Here is an 18,769-nt window from a genome sequence, read left to right on the forward strand (position 1 = left end):
GCCCCCCTTTTATTGCAAAGGATTCAATGCATCAGGTGTGGCGCTCACTCGTCCTTGAAGTTGGGCGCTCGTTTTTCCAGGAAGGCTGCAGCCCCCTCTTTAAAGTCCTCTGCGCCGGTCAACCGGGCGACTTCACTTAGCAGTGTTGCTAGCGCCGCCTCGGGGCCTTTTTCACGGGCCAGGCGCACCGACGCTAGCGCTGCTTTAACACCGGACGGTGAGTTCTGCGCAATCAACCGTGCGGTCTCGAAGGCGCGCGTCATCAGCTGGCTCTGCGGTACGACTTCTTGCACCAGTCCCATGCGGCAAGCGGACTGAACATCGAACTCTTCTGCTGTCAGGATGTAGCGAAGCGCGTTACCGAGACCGATTTTTGCCGGCAAGAACACGGTGGCCCCCCCGAACGGGAACAACCCGACTGCCACCTCGCGTTGAATGAACGTGACATCTTGCGCGGCGATAACAATGTCCGCCGCTGCCGCCAGCTCCACCCCCAGGTTCATGCACTTGCCCTGAACGGCGAGTACCACCGGTTTGCTCCGACGGCGAACGGCCGGGTCTATTTCGAGCATATCCACCAACGATGGATCGCCGATACGCAACTCTCCCCGCGCGGCGAGAGGCGCAGAACTGACGATGTCCATGCCCGAGGTAAAGACCAGGCCATTGGCATGCAACACCGCACAACGCAGGCCTGGATCGTCTTCGTAGATCGCCATGGCCTTGGCCAGGCCGATGAACATGTCGCGGTCGAAGGCATTCATCTTGCGCGGACGGTCCAGGCAGATCGACAGCACATTACCGTGGCGTGTGATGACGACCCGATCCTCAAGGCGGTCGCCGGACGCGGCTTGGGTTTCGCGTTTTTCGCGCTCGCGCAGTACCAGGATCCGCCGCAGGATTTTCCCTGCCGGGTTTTTCGGAATGGAGTCGATGAACTCGATGTCGCGAAGTTTCTTGTAGGGGGTTACACGCTGTGCGACGAAGTCGATCAGTTCGGCCTCTGTCACAGGAGAGCGCAGCACAACGAAGGCTTTGGGAACCTCACCGGATTCGGTGTCAGGGCTGGGCACGACGCCGGCATCGGCCACCGCGGGGTGCATCAACAAAACACTTTCGAGTTCGACCGGGCTGATCTGGAAGCCTTTGAACTTGATGAACTCTTTGGCGCGGTCGATGATTCGCAGATTGCCGTGCTCATCGATCCGGCCTACATCTCCGGTTCGCAGCCAGCCCTGCGCATCGATCGTTTCGGCGGTTGCCGCCGGATTGTTGAAGTAGCCGAGCATCACGTTGGGACCGCGTATCAGCAGCTCGCCATCCGCACCTGGCGCCACGTCCTGGTTGCCGCCGATTTCCACGACCCGCACCTCAATGCCATGCATTACCCGGCCGACCGAACCTTCGGCCTCTTTGGGCATGCCTGGCTCGGAAACAGCGCCGGTGGTGGTGGATTCGGTAAGGCCCCAGCCGTTGAGCACCGGTACTTTCAATCGATCGGCGGCGCTCTTCACCAAGTCGGCACTGATGGGCGAGGCACCGGAGATGGCCAGGCGCAGGCTCGACAGGTCGAAGTGATCGACCAAAGGATGCTTGGCAAACTGCAACACAACCGGAGCAACGACCGGAGCGACAGTGATTTTGTAGTCCTGAATCACGCGCAAAGTCACTTCCAGGTCGAGAGCGGGCAGCACGATCAAGCGCGCGCCCTGAGAAAGAGCCGAGCCTATGAAGCTGGTTTGTCCATAGATATGGAAGAACGGCAGCGCCGCCAGGATGGTGTCGGACTTGCGGAAAACCTGGGCGGCGGTCACCTGCTCGGTCGCCGCGACGTAGTTGCGATTGCTGAGCATCACCGCCTTGGGGAAGCCGCTGGTGCCACTGGAAAACATCAGGGCCAACAGGTCCTTTTGCAGATCACGGCAGCGCTCTTCGGCCAGAGGCTTGCCCACCAGCAACGAGGCAAACGGCGTGAGGCCCGCAGACTCGCCCAGCACGAAAATGTCTTTCAACTGCAACGTGATCAAGGTGTCACGTAGCCTTTCGAAGACTTGCGCGGTGACGATCACACGCGTGGCCCCCACCAGCTTGAGGAGTTCTCGCACGTCCTCCGGCGAGGACATGGGATTGAGTGTGGAGTACACGCCGCCAGCGAAGGCTATACCGTACAGAGCCACCGGGAACCAAATGCTGTTCGGCGCGATGATGGCGGTGACCTCGCCCGGCTCCAGACCGCGCTCTATCAGGTTGGCGGCAAGCACGCGCACATGCCGGGACAGTTCGGCGTAGGTCAGTTGTTCACCGCTCAGCCCGTCGATCAGCGCCGGGTTGTCTGCGTAGTGTTGGATTCGCTCCAGAAATAGCCCGGCGAAGGAACCGACGGGTACTTCCAAAGGCCTTTGCGACAGAAATGAATTCATGTATTTACCCCGCTCGTGGTATTGGTCATCGCGTGTTCCGAGGCACGTTGGTGCGCCTTAGGGGTCATCGACTCGTGAACAACAGTACGAGCGGGGTCGTGAGCTCGACAAACGACATTGGTTTTACTTGGATGACAAAATGTCACGTGAAAAGAAGATCCTCATCCCTACGGAGAGCGTGCGACAGCTGCCCGCGCTCAATGCTTTTGAAGCGGCTGCGCGGCTGGGCTCCTTTCAAGAGGCCGCAACGTTCCTGCACCTGACGCCTTCGGCAATCAGTCACCAGGTTCGAAGGCTGGAAGGCGTATTGGGTGTGGCGCTTTTTGTTCGACGCAATCGGCAAATCGAACTGACCGAAAGCGGCCGCAAGCTGCAGCTGCACGTCAGCAGGGGCCTGGCCGAGATCGCTATCGGGCTTCAGGCGGTCAAACAAGCCAGTGACACCAGCCCTTTACGCATCAGTGTGGCGCCCAGTTTCGCGGCTACCTATCTGAGTGCGGGCATGGCGCAGTTCGAGCATGAGAACCCGGATATCACCGTGCATATGGAGTTTTCATCCAGAGTGGCCGATCTGGAAGCCCGCGAGCTGGACATTGCCATTCGCCACACCACGCAAACCCGATTCAACGTATTTTCCGAAAAACTGGCGGATGTCTCCGGTGCGCCTGTCTGTGCACCGCAAATAGCGGCAAGACTCGTTGCCGGGGAGCGTATCGAGAGTATCCCTCGCATTACGCTAGCCCAGGCACCTGGCGTCTGGACGCTTTGGAATCAAGCCGCCGGACGCATGGACATCCCGCCACAGCGTGAGCTGCTTTTTGAAAGCCTGAGTGATGGCCTGCAGGCGGCCATTGACGGTCAGGGATTGATGATGGCTCCGCTGGGGCTTATCGAAAAGCACCTGAAGAATGGCCAATTGGTCCTGCCTTTCAAGGAGAAGCTGGAGCGAGTGTCGGCCTACCGCTTGCTGTGTCTCAATGGCAATGAGATGTCTCCCAAAGTCTTGCGGCTGCGGCGCTGGCTAAAGGCGGTGATTCGCAACAGCGGCCATTTCGGCGACGGTCTCGATGTCGCCAGCCATCAGGTCCCGCGCGCAGATCGATAACCTTTCATTCGAACAACTGACGACGCCTGGCTCCCGGCGACATGGAAAACCAGCGCTGGCAAGCGCGATTGAACACGCTCTGTTCGCTATAGCCGAGCAGACCGGCAACCTGGGACATCGGCATGTGCCGCTCCGCCAGATAGTGGTCGGCACGGTCACGCCGCAGGCTCTCGACGATTTCATCGAAGCTTCTCCCCTGCTCGGCCAGCCTTCGCTGCAACATACGCACGTGCATACCCAGTTGCTCGGCAATCAATGGCAAACGGCAACGCTGTATCGGCATCATGCGCAAGACCAGGCGCTCGACCTGACTGACAACATCCGACGTCGCTTGCAAGTCGAACTGCTGGAAATACTGTTCCAGTGCGCGATGCAGGTAGGGGGCTTGCTGTTCAATCCGCTGATTGAGTTGTTCGTCACGAAGTACCAGGGCGTTGCAGGATTGACCGGTGCACACCGCAGTTTTGAAATAGCGCCGGTAACGTGCTTGAGCCACTGAGTGATTGGCGGAAAACAGAACCGCCTGGGCAACGAAGTTGTCGCCATACAGCAACTTCATGCCGTTATGCGCCACCCCCATTGCCAGCTCCACCATTTGCCGTCGCGGGGTCGGTCCGGACAGGCGGATGTCGATCAACAGACGCGGCGCCTGTTTCTCGCTAAGGTCCAGATCAAGCTGGATGCCCGGGCTGTGGTAGCCGATAAAACGGATGATTTGCTCCAACGCCTCCCCCGCCGTTGCGCACGTTCGAGCGATGACCGCAATCGGCCCCAAGACGTGCAAGTCCTGGTACTCGGCCATGCGCAAGCCAAAGTCAGGGCAGTCCAGCTCTCGTGCGGCAAACTCCAGCAGCCCGACCAGCGAACGCAACGGCACCCGCGCCTCCTCGTCCATCAGCACGTCCGGATGGATGCGGAAGCGCTCGAGCATGAGGTCAGCTTGCCCGCCGAGCTGGCTTGCCACCTCACGGAACCCGGTAAACGAGCTTGTTCTGATCAATGTAGTCATGTCGTCAAAGATCAAATAAATGGCATGAGAGGTCAATTATTTTCTACCGCCTTCAGCCAACAATCGGTCCCAGGTAACTCTGTTGCTTCCTGGTGAAGCAGCCCCTGTTCGCTCGCTCGGGATCATTGTGTGATGGAATTCGACTACGTAATCATTGGTGCCGGTTCAGCCGGCTGTGTCCTGGCCAACCGCTTGAGTGCAAATCCCGATATCACGGTATGTTTGCTGGAGGCCGGTCCGGAAGACCGCTCGCCATTGATCCATGCCCCGGTGGGCGTCGCGGCGATCCTGCCGAGCCGACACGTCAATTGGGCATTTCACACAGTACCGCAGCCCGGCTTGAACGGACGTCGCGGCTACCAGCCACGCGGCAAGGTGCTGGGCGGAAGCAGTTCGATCAACGGCATGGTGTACATCCGAGGCCACCAAGGTGACTTCGACGATTGGCAGGCGTTGGGCAATCCCGGCTGGTCGTACGCCGATGTACTGCCGTACTTTCGCAAGAGTGAAATGAGCCACCGCGGCGCATGCGACTACCACGGGGCGCAAGGCGAACTTTATGTCGGCAGGAACCCGATGCATCCCGTCACGCAAGCTTTCATCGAGGCGGGGCAGATGGCCGGACACCGCCACAATCCCGACTTCAATGGCGTCGACCAGGAAGGCGTTGGCCAGTTCGATGTGACGATCCGCGACGGTCGGCGCTGGAGCACGGCCACCGCGTTCCTCAAACCGGTTCGACACATCCGCAAGAACCTCACGGTGCTGACTTCGGCCATGGCCGAACGCATTGTGCTCGAAGGCAAAAAAGCCGTCGGTGTCGAGCTGCGCCTCAAGGGCAATCGCCAGACCTTAAAAGCACGCCGGGAAGTCCTGCTCAGTGCCGGTTGTTTCGGCAGCCCACAATTGCTGATGCTCTCGGGGATTGGCCCGCAAGAGGAACTCAAGCCCCAAGGCATCACGGTGCAGCACGAACTGCCCGGTGTCGGGCAAAACCTGCAGGACCATCCGGATGTCGTGCTCAGCTACAGGAGCCAGGATACGTCATTGATGGGTGTCTCACTGCGCGGCAGTGTGAAGATGGGCAAGGCATTGATCGACTATGCCCGTCATCGGCGCGGCCCTTTTGTGAGCAACTTCGCCGAAGGTGGCGGCTTCCTGAAAACCGATGCCAAACTTGCACGCCCGGATATCCAGCTGCATTCGGTGATCGCGATGATCGACGACCACAACCGCAAGCTGCACTGGGGCCACGGCTTCAGTTGCCACGTCTGCGTGTTGCGGCCCAAGAGCATCGGCAGCGTCGGCTTGCAATCAAACGACCCGAGCGCCCCACCGCGCATCGACCCGAACATTCTCGGGCATGACGAAGATGTCGAGACCCTGCTCACGGGCTACCGCATGGCCCGGAACATCATTCAACAAGCGCCGATGGCGCGTTATGGCTTGAAGGATATGTTCAGCGAGGGCTTGTATGGCGATGAACAGCTGATCGAACTGTTGCGCCAGCGTACCGACACCATTTATCACCCGGTCGGTACCTGCAAGATGGGCAACGACGAGCATGCGGTGGTGGACAGCCAATTGCGCGTGCATGGCATCGAGGGGCTGCGGGTGGTGGATGCCTCGATCATGCCGACGCTGGTGGGCGGCAACACCAATGCCGCTTCAATCATGATCGCCGAACGCGCGGCGGACTGGGTGTCCACGAGTGGGTGATCCTGCTGTCGAATCGACCTTCGGCGTTGCTGCTGGAGGTCAGCGGTTTCGGTACACACGCTCCGAACAGCGCGCAGTGGTTTGAGGTGATTTGTTCCTGATCAGCTAAGGTAACTTGGTCAACCACCCATTTGGGCAGATCATCCATGAACACCTACTTCACCCTGTTCTTCGGCATGTTCACTACCCTGCTGGCAATCATCAATCCTCTGGAAGCCATCCCGGTGTTCCTGGGTCTGTTGCAAGGCAAAGATGCCGCCGAACAGCGTCGGGTGGCGCGCAAGGCCTGCCTTTACGCGCTGCTGTTGATGTTTTTCTTTTTGATCTTCGGCAACCTGCTGCTGCGTTTGTTTGAAGTTCCGCTGAGTATGATTCGGGTGGTCGGCGGGGTGATCCTGATGCGGATCGGGTTCGAGCTTTTTGCGCCCTCCCCCGACAGCAGCCTGATTCCAAGCGGTGGCAAAGGCGACGAGGACGTATCTTTCATCCCCATGGCCATGCCGATCATGTTCGGTCCCGGGGCCATTGCCACGGTGATTGGCCTGACCAGCACCATCAAGGACTCCGACCGCGCGGTACTGTCCTTCGCCGTCGTGGCGCTGGCGATCTGCGCCACCATGCTGGTCACTTACCTCTCTTTGGCCTACGCTAACAACATCCTCAAGAAGATTGGCCCGCAAGGCATCGATGCCGCGACCCGAATCGTCGGCTTCTTCGTTTCGGCGATGGGCGTGGGGCTGATCTTTCACGGGACGGTGGAGTTTCTGCAGTCGTATGGGGTGCTACTCAACGGTGTAGCGAAGTAGGACTGCAAAGCTCTCATGCAAAAAAACGGGCGCCTGTTTGGGGCGCCCGCACGGCTGATCAGTCACGGTGTCAATCGTGTCCGTTATGACCGTTCTGCTTCATGGCTTTGAGGATGCCGTCCAGATTGTAGGTTTCCGGCGCCTGCATGGGCGGGAAGTCCTTGTACGACATCAGTTCCTTCTCCCAGAGCAACTGTCCAATCGGCAGCATGTTCCAGTTGTAGATATAGGCGTTACCCGGTGAGCCCAAGGCACCGCCATAGCCCGTGATGGACTTCGCATCGGCACCGACCGTTGTTTCAAAAGGGTCGCGCTTGAGGTTGAGCAGTTGGGTCCAGTGGAAAGTGGTCGCGCCATACAACCCGCCCGTCGCGGTATCCGGCACCATGGTGTAGTACATCTTCCAGTTCTTGTAGCGCACCGCCGAAGGTTGCGAGCCGGTGTAGTAGAAGAAGGTGTCGCGCGCCGACTTGTCGGACTTGCCGGTCAGGTAGTCGGTCTGATCCACACCATCGAGCTTGGTCTTGACGATGCCGGGGTAATTGCCCGCCATGATCTGCTCGTTCAGCTCAGTGCCCTTCTTGCCGCCAGCGATATTGACCAGCGTCGGCACCCAGTCGAGCGAGGCAAAGATGTCGGTCAGGACCGTGCCAGGCTTGATCACCCCGGGCCAGCGGATGACCAGCGGAGCGCGCATGCCACCCTCCCAGGTGGTCAACTTGCCGCCCTTGAACGGGGTCGTACCGCCGTCGGGGAAGGTAATGGTTTCCGCACCGTTGTCGGTGGTGAAGACGACTATGGTGTTGTCCAGTTGGCCCATGTCCTCGAGTTTCTTCAGGACATAACCAATATTGTCGTCCAGTTGCTTCATGCCTGCTTCGTTGGTACCCCAGTCTTTTCCGCCGGGCTCACCGACCATGGCGTCGTACTTGGGTGGCAGCACTGTGGTGATGTGCATGCGTGCCGGGTTGTACCAGACGAAGAAGGGTTTACTGGTCTTCTTCGGATCGTTGCGGTCGAGGAAGTCGATGACCTTGGCGGAGATTTCTTCATCTACGGACTTCGAACGTTCCAGCGTCAGCGGCCCTTCGTCCTTGCACGTGGTGTTCTTTTGCGTACCGTCGCTGGAGACGCAGGACATGACCGGACGAGGTGGCGTCAGGCAGGTGCCTTCCCGCGGATCGATGGCGCCAGGCACGTCCGGCAGCCCGTTGATCGGCGTGGCCTTGCACGGTGGGGCGATGCCCTGCACCTGCGGCGTCTTGTTGATATCGACAAAACTTACGCCCTGCATTGCATCGAGGTGATAGAGGTAACCCCAGAATTCCTGGAAGCCGTGGGAAGTCGGCAGTGCCTCAAAATTGTCACCCAGGTGGTTCTTGCCAAATTCGCCCGTGTTATAGCCCAGATCCAGCAGGAACTTGGACAGTGTCGGGGTACCAGGGCGCAGCCATGAAGGGCTGCCGGGCAATTGCGGTGGGATCATGCCGGTTCGCAGCGGGTGCATCCCGGTAAAGAAAGCATTGCGCCCCGCCGTACAACTCTGCTCGGCGTAGTAGGTCATGAATTTCGCACCTTCCTGGGCGATGCGATCGATATTCGGTGTTTCACCCACCGCCAGGCCCTGGTGATAGATGCTCGGCTGCATCCAGCCGATGTCATCGGCCATGATGAACATGATGTTGGGTTTCTTGTCGGCCGCTTGAGTCACTGTCGACAGGCTGGCGGTACCGGCAAGACTGCTTAACGCCAGTCCCGTCAGTACAAGTTTTCTCAGTTTCATGAACTTGACCCTCTTCCAGTTGATTCACATAACTACCCATCTCGGATACGTCGTGCTCTCATCTCTCAAGGCTCAAAAACTGCAACTGCCCCATCCTTAATACTGACGGTCATCCGTCACGGGTGCGGCTTCCTTAAATATGTTGAGCTTTGACCGCAATGGCATTCGGCTCCTGTCATATGCATACCCAGTGTTCAGCCCTACCACTAACCGGATGGTGAGTATAGACGCGCATTTACAAGGAGCCGGCCGCAAAGCCGCCCCTCAAAGGATCACATCATTTCATCGCTTTGCCTGCGCGACATCGCCGCAGAAAATATCGACGCTGCCATCTTCAGGTGCTGTACGCACGACGATGGAATATTTTCCGGAAAGCAACTCTGACGTTGCGATCGGCGCATTACGGTAAAAGCTCCAACCGTTGGACCCGGCTTCATTTTTTGTATTGACCTTGTCGTTCATTGCATAGGCGACAGGTCCGGGTTGCTGACAGCTGCCTTTGTTGATGAAGGTGTAAATGCGCGGCGGCAGGAGGGTTCCGGTCGGAACGCCAGTGATATAGAAATCAAAATTGGTTTGGTTGCCTTCGGCTGTCAGGGTGGCGTTGCCTGTCTGGCCCGCATTGCGGTGGGTGGCCGCCAGAGGCAGATTCATTGAGTGGTTTGAAGCCGTGCTGCAACCGAAGAGACCTGCAATGAGTAGCGCGAGTGGAACGATGCGGGTATTCATAACAACCTCCAAAAGTGGAAGAAGTGCATGGGGGAACATTGGGTATAGCTCATTAATAAATGGGCTGTACCTCAATAAATCCGCATTGGACAACTTCGCACCTGCCACCCGGCGATCAGGCAAAAAAATAGAAGAAACGCGGACAGTGTCCTCTGTCCCTGGCTTTCACGCCCCCATGATCTTGACCAACAGACTTTCGCGCTGGCAAACGTCGGCCTCCACTGCCCTCACTTCTTTCATGAACACCTCTACCGCGGGTGGCAGCGAGCGTTCCTTGAGGTAAATGAAACCGTACCGGGTACGCAGTGCGAGGTCCTGAACGGGTAACGGCACGATTTCACCCGCCGACAATTCGCGCTCGAACGTCGACAGATTTCCCAGCGCCAGGGCGTTGCTGTTCTCGACGAACTTCACGATTTGCATGGGGACATCAATTTCGATGGCCGGTACGAAGTCTCCGCTCAGCGCATCATAGGCACCGGCGCAGCCCAGCGTTGCCGGAAGCAAGTGGGTCGCCAACCGCAAAGGGATGCGCGAAGCCACCCAGGGATAATCGAGTGTTTGTGCCAGGGTGAGGGAACGCTTTTGCGCCAGCAGCGGATGGTCGGGACGACAGAACAGACGGCCTTCATGCTCCCCCAACAGCTCGCAGGTGAGCTCTTCCCGGCCCTGCAACGTGCTGATCTCAGCGATGCCCAGATCCACCACGCCGGTTGTGACCTGATGAGCCACCTCCCGCCACCCGGCCACATGGGCCGTCACCTTGATTTGCGGATGCCGGGCATGCATCCGCGCGATACTGGCATAGCCGCTGATGATGCTGGGGTAAGGACCGAAAGCGACTTTCAGTGCGCCGATATTCCCGCCCGCCAGCAAGGCAATGTCACGTCGCAGATCCTGTTCTGCCACCAGCAGGCGCTGACTTTTCTCCCGAAGCAAATGACCGAATGCAGTCAATACAACGCCGTCGGTGCGCCGATCGAACAACGTGACCCCGAGTTCGCGCTCCAGCAACTGGATGCTTTTGCTCAGCGCCGGCTGGGAAACACCCAGAGCCTTTGCAGCCCGGCCAAAGTGTGCGTGCTCGATCAATGCCAAAAACTGACGTAGACGGTTCGGCGTCATCTCATAACCTTTATGTTATCGAAAGCATTTAAAACAGAATTTTTCGGAATTAATTCAATATGCTATTCATGGTTCGACAGGTCAAGCCGAGAACGCAGAACACTCGCGTTGCCTTGACGCCCTTGGACACTTCATCTGGCGCAGGAACCTTTCATGTACAACAAGACCCTCCATCTGGCACTGGCGATCACACTTGGCGGTGGCATCAGCCCTTGCGTTTTCGCTGCCGATGCAAACGGCGCAGCTTCCGATCCGGCTCCATCGCAAAACGTGCACTTCGACAGCAAGGGCAAGGCACCTTCGTCCTACACGGTCGACATGCAGAACACTGTGCGCAAGACACTCCCCTTTGCAGACAAGCGTGACCTTGAAGAAGCGAAAAAAGGCTTCATCGCCGCACCGCCCTACAAGAAGATCATGGCCGACACCGGGAACGTCGCGTGGAACATGGGGAGCTACAACTTCCTGAATGAAGGCAAGGATTACGACAGCATCAATCCGTCGCTGCAGCGTCAGGCGGTGCTCAACACGGCCTATGGCCTCTATGAAGTCGTTCCGGACAAGATCTACCAGGTGCGCGGGTTTGACCTGGCCAATATCACGTTCATCAAGGGCGACACCGGCTGGATTGTCTTCGACACGCTGTTGTCGAAGGAAACCGCCAGGGCCGCACTGGACTTCATCAACGAAAAACTGGGCAAGCGCCCGGTCGTGGCGGTGGTGATCTCCCACTCCCATGCCGATCACTTTGGCGGAATCCGCGGCGTGGTCGACGAGGCCGATGTCCGCAGCGGCAAGATCCCGCTGATTGCGCCGCAAGGTTTCATGGAGCATGCCGTGGCTGAAAACGTCTACGCCGGCAACGCCATGAACCGGCGAGCGTTCTTGCAATATGGTTTGCTGTTGCCGCACAGCCCCTATGGTCATGTCGACATGGCCATTGGTAAAAACGCTTCCAGTGGGAACATGGGCCTGATCGAACCTAATCGTTTCATTACCAAAGATTTCGAAACCCTGACCATCGACGGTATCGAAATGGAGTTCCAGAGCACGCCCGGCACTGAAGCGCCCGCAGAGATGAACACCTGGTTCCCACAGTTCAAGGCGTTCTGGGCAGCCGAGAACATCACTGGCACCATCCATAACATCTATACCCTGCGCGGCGCCCTGGTCCGCGACCCGCTGGTCTGGTCGAAGAACATCAACAATGCCCTGTATCGCTACGGTCAAACGGCAGACGTCATGTTCGCCTCCCACAGTTGGCCACGCTGGGGCAACGAGCGGATTCAGGATGTGATGCGCGCGCAACGCGATGCCTATGCAAACCTGAACAACGCCGTGCTGCATGCCGCCAACCAGGGCGTCACCATCAACGAGATTCAAAACGTCTACAAACTGCCCGAAAGCCTGAAAAACAATTGGGCGACCCATAGCTACCACGGCTCGGAAGAGCACAACAGTCGCGCCGTGATCAACCGCTACCTGGGTTACTGGGATGCCAATCCGGCAACGCTGATGCCGCTGTCGCCAAAGGACTCGGCCCCGCTGTACGTGGAAATGATGGGAGGCGCCGACAAGATCATGAGCAAGGGCAAGTCCTTGTTCGACCAAGGCAAGTACCGCGAAGCCTATGAAATCCTCAACAAGCTGGTGTATGCCGAACCGCAGAACAGCAAGGCCAAGGACTTGCTCGCGGATGTCTATGAGCAAGTCGGTTATCAGAAGGAAAGTGCCGGCGTGCGCAATAGTTTCCTCTCGGCCGCGTATGAACTGCGCCATGGCATGCCCAAGGGCGTGCCGCCAAAAACGGGCGGTGCGGACATGATCCGCGGCATGAGCACCGAGTTATGGCTGGAGTACCTGGGCATTGCCCTGGATGGCAGCAAAGTCGCGAACCAGCACTTCATCTTCAACCTCAAGACACCCGATAACGGCGAGCAATTTGTCGTGGAGTTGAGCAACTCGACACTGACCAATATCAAGGGGCAGCAAGCCAGCAAACCCGACCTCACCATCACTCTTGACCGTGCTGACCTTGAAGGTGTGATGGCCAGGAAAACCAGCTTTGATCAACTTGTTGCAGCCGGCAAAGCCACTTTCGAGGGCGATCGCAAACCGTTCGAACTGTTGATGGCGGCGATCACCCCGTTTACCCCGACCTTTGAACTACTGCCAGGCACCCATCAGTAATCAACAAGGGCTGCGCTTCATCCTGCCCCGGGGTGAAGCGCTATGGCGCTCTACTTCGCGACCCTGAATTAACAATAACGAGCATGGGTGGCGCTATTCACAAGTTGTTCCTTCCAATATCGAGAATATGAACTACCACTTATGTGTGATCGAGCCGTGCTGGTTCAATGCAGTTAAAGTTTCTCGACGATTGCTATTACCCTTATTTCGAAAATGTACACTTGCCGGGATCTAATCCATGCAATCCAGATCAGGAGCAATGTCTGCCTTTACGTTATTGGCCCTATGCAGCCAGCCAGCCTGGGCCGGCGGCATCATGCTTTACGAAATCGGCACCGATAACGCTGGCCTGGCCAATGCCGGTGCCGCTGCCCGCGCCCAGGGCCCTTCGACCATTGCCAGCAACCCCGCGGGCCTGAGCTACCTGCCCGGCACGCAAATCACCGCCGGCTTGCAGGTGCTGTACGGCGACCTGAGCTTCGACCGCGACGCCGGCACCAACGTGCCGGGCAGCGGCAGTGGCAACGCCCTCGACCCGATTCCCGGCGGCAGCTTCTTCATCAGCCATGAACTGGACGAGCACTGGAGCGTCGGCTTCGGCCAATACGCCGACTTCGGTCTGGCGGTCAATTACGACAACGACTGGTCCGGGCGCTACTTCGCACAGAACGCCAGCCTCGGTGGTTTGTCGTTGGTGCCGAGCGTGGCTTACCGCTTTAACGAGCAATGGTCGGTGGGTCTGGGCGTCAAGGCCATGTACGGCATGCTGCAAGCCCAGACCGCGATTGACCGCTCGCCGTTCGGCTTTACCGACCGCACCGACGGCCAATTCAAGTACAAGGACCAGGATTGGGGCTTCGGTGCGAATGTCGGCGTGATCTACGCCCCGCAAGCCGGCACGCGCATTGGCCTGACCTACACCAGCCAGGTCGATCTGGACTTCGAGGACCGGCTGGACGTGAACGGTGATGGCCGACTGCTCGAGCGCGTCAACAACACCAAAACCGAACTCGATGTGAAGGTGCCGCAAACCGTCACCCTGAGCCTGTTTCAGCAACTGGACCGGCAATGGGCCTTGCTGGCCTCGGTCAACTGGCAGGACTGGTCAGAGTTCGGCGACATCGCAGTGCAGGTCGACACCACGGCGGTCGGCGCCCGATCAACCACTGTCGACGCCAACTTCAAGGACACCTGGCACCTGTCGCTCGGCGCGCAATACCAGGCCACCGAGCAATGGCTGTGGAATGTCGGCGTGGCTTACGACAGCAGCGCCGTGTCGGACCACAACCGCAGCGTGACCGTACCGATGGCCGAGTCCTGGCGCCTTGCGACAGGAGCCACCTATGCGCTGGACAAGGACACCGACGTCAACCTCAGTTGGGCCATGATCTGGATTGGCGACATGCCGGTTGACCAGACCAGAAACGTTTCGGGCAATCGAATTTCCGGTCAATTCGACAATGCCTGGATTCAAGCCGTGACCGGAAACATGACCTGGCGCTTTTGAGTGTCTTGCCACACCAAAGCGACTTCATCCGAGGAGCACACAGCATCATGAATCTGTCCCGAAACCTGCTTGTCGGTGCCGCCGTGGCCGGGCTTCTGCTCGGTGGTTGCACCTCCAAAGTCACTGAACAGGCGCAATACTCCGGCTACCTGTCCAACTACGACAATCTGCAGGAGGTCACCACGCCCAGCGGCGGCACGGCGATGCGCTGGGTGAGCCCGTCGTGGAACCCCAATGCCTATGACACGGTAGCGTTCGAGCGACTGGAGCTGTATCCGGCGCCCAAGCCCAATGAGCGGGTCAACCAGCAGACACTCGATGACATCCGGGACTACATGAGCAGCAGGGTCAAGGCGACGCTGGGGCAGAAGTACCGGATGGTCCACCACACGAGTGCCGCGCCAAAAGGTTCGAAAACCTTGATCCTGCGCGCCGCGATTACCGGCGTGAGCGCCTCCAATGAAGGCATGAAATGGTATGAAGTGGTGCCCATCGCCGCTGTCGTCGGAGCGACACAGGCGGCCACCGGTCACCGCGATCAGGACACCGAGCTGTACATCGAGGCCGAGCTCATCGACGCGAAAGACAACCAGACCGTGGCCAGGGTCGTGCGCAAGGTGTTCGGCAAGCAGTTGTCCAACGAAACCCAGAAAATCACCGCCCAGGACTTCAAGGCGGCGATCGACAAGTTGAACGTCGATCTCTGGGCATTCATCCGCAGTTGAATCGCTTCCCCGTAGAGGAATAGCTGACATGGCTTCCCATACATTGCTTCGACTCACAAACTTGCACAGACCTTTAATCGTCGCAACGCTCATCGCCAGCGCGCTTGCGTTAAGCGCTTGCGCAACGGTGGATGCCCAGACGACCGCCTACGTCGGGGTCGAGCACCCTGCTCCGACCCTGCCCAGCGAAGTCCAGATACTACGCACGGAACCGACGCGCCCCAGTGTGCGTTTGGGCGAAATCCTGATCGATGCCAGTGTCGACCCCGCGCCTCCCATCACCCAGGTCGAACAGAAACTGCGTGAAGAAGGCGCCAAACTGGGTGCAGACGCGGTGGTGGTGGTTTACGACCAGATCCAACCCGTCGCCGCTTACGTGACCGGTCCTCTGTGGAACCGCGACATCGATACGATCCAGGGCCGCAAGCTCAAAGGCATTGCCATCAAATACCAATGACGAGGTGCACAGCTATGAAAGCAATCCTGTCCTGGCTGACGGTCACGTTGGCGACTGTCTTGATCAGTGCCTGTTCCGCCGTGGGATCGAACGAGGGCGGTGCCGGTGAAATGGAGATTCGCTCGGGCAAGATCGAGCAGATATCGCTGACGCAGATGCAGACCAATCACGACAGTGGCGTCGGCGCCGTACTCGGAGGCCTTGGCGGTCTCGGCATTGGCAGCCTGATCGGCAGTGGCACCGGGCGCGACGTTGCGATGGTTGCCGGCGCACTCGCCGGTGCGGTGGGCGGTAACTATGCAGAGAAGAAAAAGTACGATCAGCCGGTCGCAGCGCAACAGGTCATCGTGCGGGTGAAAAGTGGCGTGCTGGTATCGGTGACCCAGCCGATCAATCCGGCCCTGAGCAAAGGCATGAACGTTTACATCGAAGGCTCGGGAAATAATGCCCGGGTGCTGCCACAGGGTGGGTAGCGGCCACGTCTGGAGCGGTAAAACGCCGTTGATCAGGCAGCCCAAGGCATAACCCAAGTCATTACAGTAAAAATAAATAAACATACTGTTGTGTAATATTACACTTCACGATAGATTTATTCATAACCTGTAATGAGCTGAAAAGACCATGAAACCTTGCGTAAAAAGCCTGGTGCTCGAACTGCTGGTTGCTAAAAACGGCGTTCCCTTGCAGGTCAGGGAAGCCATCGTCGCCTGCGAGCTATTCGGCATCAGTGAAAACAACGTCCGGGTCACCTTGGCGCGCCTCACTATCGAAGCATTGCTCGAAGGTGCGGGCCGAGGAAGTTATCAGTTGGGGCCGCAGGCCAGGGACATCTCGGCGCAGCTGTTCGAGTGGCGCAACGTGGAGCAGCATCTGCGGCCGTGGGACGGCAGTTATCTGATGGTGGCGTGCAATGCCCTGGGGCGCAGTGATCGCAACATCTTGCGCCAGCGTGAACGTGCCCTGCACATGCTGGGTTTCGCGGAGCTGGACAAAGACCTGTACGTGCGCCCGAACAATATCTCGCCTGATATCGAGTCGTTGCGTCGACGTTTGATCGAACTCGGCCTGGAACCGGCCGCACTGGTTTTCCAGGCCCAGGGCTTCGCAGAGGCGCAGTCGCAGCGAATACAAAACCTGTGGAAGGGTGAGTTGCTCGACGACAGCTATCGCCGCAATTGCGAGCAATTGGAAAGCTGGATGCTGCGCGCGGGGCAACTGAAGCCGGATATGGCCGCACGCGAGTCTTTCATCCTCGGCCGCGAAGCCATCCGCCAGATCGTCTTCGACCCCCTGCTACCGGAACCTATGGTCGATGTGGCGCTGCGCACGGAATTCTTTGCCTGCACCCAGCGCTTCGTGGATCGCGGCCATCAAATCTGGCGCACCTTTGTGCAACAGCCCTGAAGACTCAACTGACTCATCACCCGGGCCGGTACCTGGCCCTTGATGTCGAGGATAGACATGCATAACAAAACCAAAATCAGCGATATTCTCAGCCGCGACGAAATCAAATCCTTCAGCGAACGCTCAGACCTCTGGGGTGCCTGGGCCGTAGTGTCTACTTGGGGTGTGTTGGCCTTGACCTTTACAAGCCTGGCCTGGGCCCGCGAACTCCTGCCCTGGTGGGGATTTTGTCTCGCCCTGATCGTGGGTGTCGTGATTATTGCCGGACGTCAGTTGTGCTTTGGCATTTTGCAGCACGACGCCGCGCACGGGACATTGTTCAAGACCAAATGGTGCAATGACGTACTGGTGGACTGGTTGTGCGCCCGGCCGATCTGGAACGAGCTGCGCAAATATCGTCCCTATCACCTGACTCATCACGCCAGGACCTCTTGCGTCGACGATCCCGATCTCTGCCTGGTTGCCGGATTGCCTACGACGCGACGCTCCTTGATGCGCAAGTGCCTGCGCGATCTTTCAGGCATTACCGGTCTGAAGTTCCTGGCGGGACGCGTGCTGATGGATGCCGGCGTGCTGCAGTGGTCGCTCACCAGCGATATCCACCGCCTGCCGCAGGCAGGTCGTCGCTGGTGGGACTACCCACGGACCTTTTTCAGAAACGCCAGCGGCATGCTACTCACCAACGGCCTGCTCCTTGCCGCATTCTGGATCAGTGGACAGGCGTGGTTGTACGGTGTGTGGGTGCTGGCCTATATCACGCCGTTTCCGTTGTTCATCCGCATTCGCTCCATGGCCGAACATGCCTGCCTGGAATCAGGCACGGACGTCCTTCGCAATACGCGAACCACACAAGCCGGTGTTATCGCCCGCGTTTGCGTGGCACCTATCCGGGTCAACTTTCACATCGAGCACCATCTGATGGCATCGGTGCCGTATTTTCGCCTGCCGAAGTTGCATGCTCTTTTGCGACAGCGTGGCATCGTGCCGCAACCGCCCACTTACTTGCAGGTGCTCAAGCGTGTGAGCCAGCGAATTCACACCGCCTGATGGGTGAATACTGTTCGCCCCAGACTCAAAAGCCGAAGTAGACAAATGCCGTAGCTGCCGCCATACCCCACGCGACCAATGCCATGACCGTTGAGTTTTGCGGTAATCCGGATTCGCTCAATCGCTGCAAACCGGGCTTCGCAACACCGACCTGTACGTAATAACCATGCCTGATTGCCTGGTAGGTATACCGCAGGCCGACCAACAGAAACAGGGCGATCAGGCCAAGGGCAAGCCCACGCCTGATAGCCGGTTTAGCCAATGCTGCAAGGTGATCCTGCTCGCAGGCAACGCTATTGAGTTGCACAACGGTAATTCGTTGATAGTCCGTCGAAGAGCGCTTTTGCCCCATCTGGATCGCCGCCTGTTGCTCCAGATCCAGCACCTGATACTTCCAGAGTGTTGACGATCCTTTTCGGCAAAAGGTAAACGCAGCAGGACTTGAGACGGAGATAATGCAAGCGTCGTTGATATCCAGTTTTTCCAGCGTTTCCATGGCTGACCTGGTGAAGTCCAGGTCGAAGACAGAAGCGGCCCCGGTAGCAGATGCCGCGGCCGAAACCAGTAGGCTGCTCAAGATGCAGATGGCAGAAATGTTCACGACCTGGTGTCCCCTTTTCCATTTTTTGATTTCGCAGCTCAAATCCAGCCTGCTTTGTTGAGCTCCAGTACGCTGCTGGCACCCCGATTACCAATGGGTCATTGAGTGGAAGGAAAAAGGGAGGGCATCCATTGCCCTCCCT

The 18,769-nt window shown here is 58.3% G+C and carries 16 protein-coding genes; 10 read left to right on the top strand and 6 right to left on the bottom strand.

Annotation, left to right across the window (positions count from 1 at the left end; genetic code table 11):
* Positions 1 to 44: 44 nt before the first annotated feature.
* Complete coding sequence (locus ACXX83_RS14775; RefSeq protein ID WP_458548951.1) at positions 45 to 2,420, bottom strand: crotonase/enoyl-CoA hydratase family protein; 2,376 nt, start codon at positions 2,418 to 2,420, stop codon at positions 45 to 47.
* A gap of 127 nt (positions 2,421 to 2,547) precedes the next feature.
* On the opposite strand from ACXX83_RS14775, the gene ACXX83_RS14780 reads away from it, so the two are divergent.
* Positions 2,548 to 3,525 (top strand): LysR substrate-binding domain-containing protein, encoded by a 978-nt coding sequence (locus ACXX83_RS14780; protein ID WP_458548952.1) that lies wholly within the window; start codon positions 2,548 to 2,550, stop codon positions 3,523 to 3,525.
* A 4-nt stretch (positions 3,526 to 3,529) separates the two neighbouring features.
* Here the strand turns inward: ACXX83_RS14780 and ACXX83_RS14785 are convergent, their stop codons facing one another.
* Positions 3,530 to 4,534 carry an AraC family transcriptional regulator gene (locus ACXX83_RS14785; protein WP_217835744.1) on the bottom strand — a complete coding sequence of 335 codons (1,005 nt, stop codon included), beginning with the start codon at positions 4,532 to 4,534 and terminating at the stop codon, positions 3,530 to 3,532.
* A 132-nt stretch (positions 4,535 to 4,666) separates the two neighbouring features.
* Here ACXX83_RS14785 and ACXX83_RS14790 point away from each other — a divergent pair, with 132 nt between their 5' ends.
* On the top strand, positions 4,667 to 6,253 hold the full coding sequence (locus tag ACXX83_RS14790; RefSeq protein ID WP_458548953.1) for a GMC family oxidoreductase: 1,587 nt from the start codon (positions 4,667 to 4,669) through the stop codon (positions 6,251 to 6,253).
* Positions 6,254 to 6,399: 146 nt separating this feature from the next.
* Complete coding sequence (locus ACXX83_RS14795; RefSeq protein ID WP_458548954.1) at positions 6,400 to 7,059, top strand: MarC family protein; 660 nt, start codon at positions 6,400 to 6,402, stop codon at positions 7,057 to 7,059.
* A 70-nt stretch (positions 7,060 to 7,129) separates the two neighbouring features.
* On the opposite strand, the gene ACXX83_RS14800 is transcribed toward ACXX83_RS14795, so the two are convergent.
* From ACXX83_RS14800 to ACXX83_RS14810, 3 genes are all read right to left on the bottom strand, one after another.
* On the bottom strand, positions 7,130 to 8,842 hold the full coding sequence (locus ACXX83_RS14800) for an arylsulfatase (RefSeq protein ID WP_458548955.1): 1,713 nt from the start codon (positions 8,840 to 8,842) through the stop codon (positions 7,130 to 7,132).
* A 282-nt stretch (positions 8,843 to 9,124) separates the two neighbouring features.
* A complete protein-coding gene (locus tag ACXX83_RS14805; protein WP_458548956.1) occupies positions 9,125 to 9,571 on the bottom strand; it encodes a hypothetical protein in 447 nt (148 codons plus the stop codon).
* 165 nt (positions 9,572 to 9,736) lie between these two features.
* Complete coding sequence (locus ACXX83_RS14810; protein WP_458548957.1) at positions 9,737 to 10,696, bottom strand: LysR family transcriptional regulator; 960 nt, start codon at positions 10,694 to 10,696, stop codon at positions 9,737 to 9,739.
* Between the two features lie 153 nt (positions 10,697 to 10,849).
* Between ACXX83_RS14810 and ACXX83_RS14815 the strand changes: the two genes are divergently transcribed.
* The 7 genes from ACXX83_RS14815 to ACXX83_RS14845 all read left to right on the top strand — a co-directional run bounded on the left by ACXX83_RS14815 (position 10,850) and on the right by ACXX83_RS14845 (position 18,026).
* On the top strand, positions 10,850 to 12,886 hold the full coding sequence (locus ACXX83_RS14815) for an alkyl/aryl-sulfatase (RefSeq protein ID WP_458548958.1): 2,037 nt from the start codon (positions 10,850 to 10,852) through the stop codon (positions 12,884 to 12,886).
* Between the two features lie 238 nt (positions 12,887 to 13,124).
* A complete protein-coding gene (locus ACXX83_RS14820) occupies positions 13,125 to 14,393 on the top strand; it encodes an OmpP1/FadL family transporter (protein WP_217835749.1) in 1,269 nt (422 codons plus the stop codon).
* A gap of 47 nt (positions 14,394 to 14,440) precedes the next feature.
* The gene (locus ACXX83_RS14825) at positions 14,441 to 15,118 is read left to right on the top strand and encodes a DUF3313 domain-containing protein (protein WP_218479151.1); all 678 of its coding nucleotides are present in this window, start codon (positions 14,441 to 14,443) and stop codon (positions 15,116 to 15,118) included.
* 28 nt (positions 15,119 to 15,146) lie between these two features.
* Entirely contained in the window at positions 15,147 to 15,575 is a 429-nt protein-coding gene (locus ACXX83_RS14830) for a hypothetical protein (RefSeq protein ID WP_015094317.1), read from the top strand.
* Between the two features lie 14 nt (positions 15,576 to 15,589).
* Positions 15,590 to 16,048, top strand: a complete 459-nt coding sequence (locus ACXX83_RS14835; protein WP_458548959.1) for a glycine zipper 2TM domain-containing protein — start codon at positions 15,590 to 15,592, stop codon at positions 16,046 to 16,048.
* 148 nt (positions 16,049 to 16,196) lie between these two features.
* Positions 16,197 to 16,979, top strand: coding sequence for a PaaX family transcriptional regulator C-terminal domain-containing protein (locus ACXX83_RS14840; protein WP_458548960.1), 783 nt, complete (start codon positions 16,197 to 16,199; stop codon positions 16,977 to 16,979).
* Between the two features lie 57 nt (positions 16,980 to 17,036).
* The gene (locus ACXX83_RS14845) at positions 17,037 to 18,026 is read left to right on the top strand and encodes a fatty acid desaturase family protein (protein WP_217835752.1); all 990 of its coding nucleotides are present in this window, start codon (positions 17,037 to 17,039) and stop codon (positions 18,024 to 18,026) included.
* Between the two features lie 25 nt (positions 18,027 to 18,051).
* Here ACXX83_RS14845 and ACXX83_RS14850 read toward each other — a convergent pair whose 3' ends face one another.
* Entirely contained in the window at positions 18,052 to 18,627 is a 576-nt protein-coding gene (locus tag ACXX83_RS14850; RefSeq protein ID WP_015094313.1) for a hypothetical protein, read from the bottom strand.
* Positions 18,628 to 18,769 lie beyond the last annotated feature (142 nt).

This window comes from Pseudomonas sp. GNP012 (assembly GCF_054343835.1).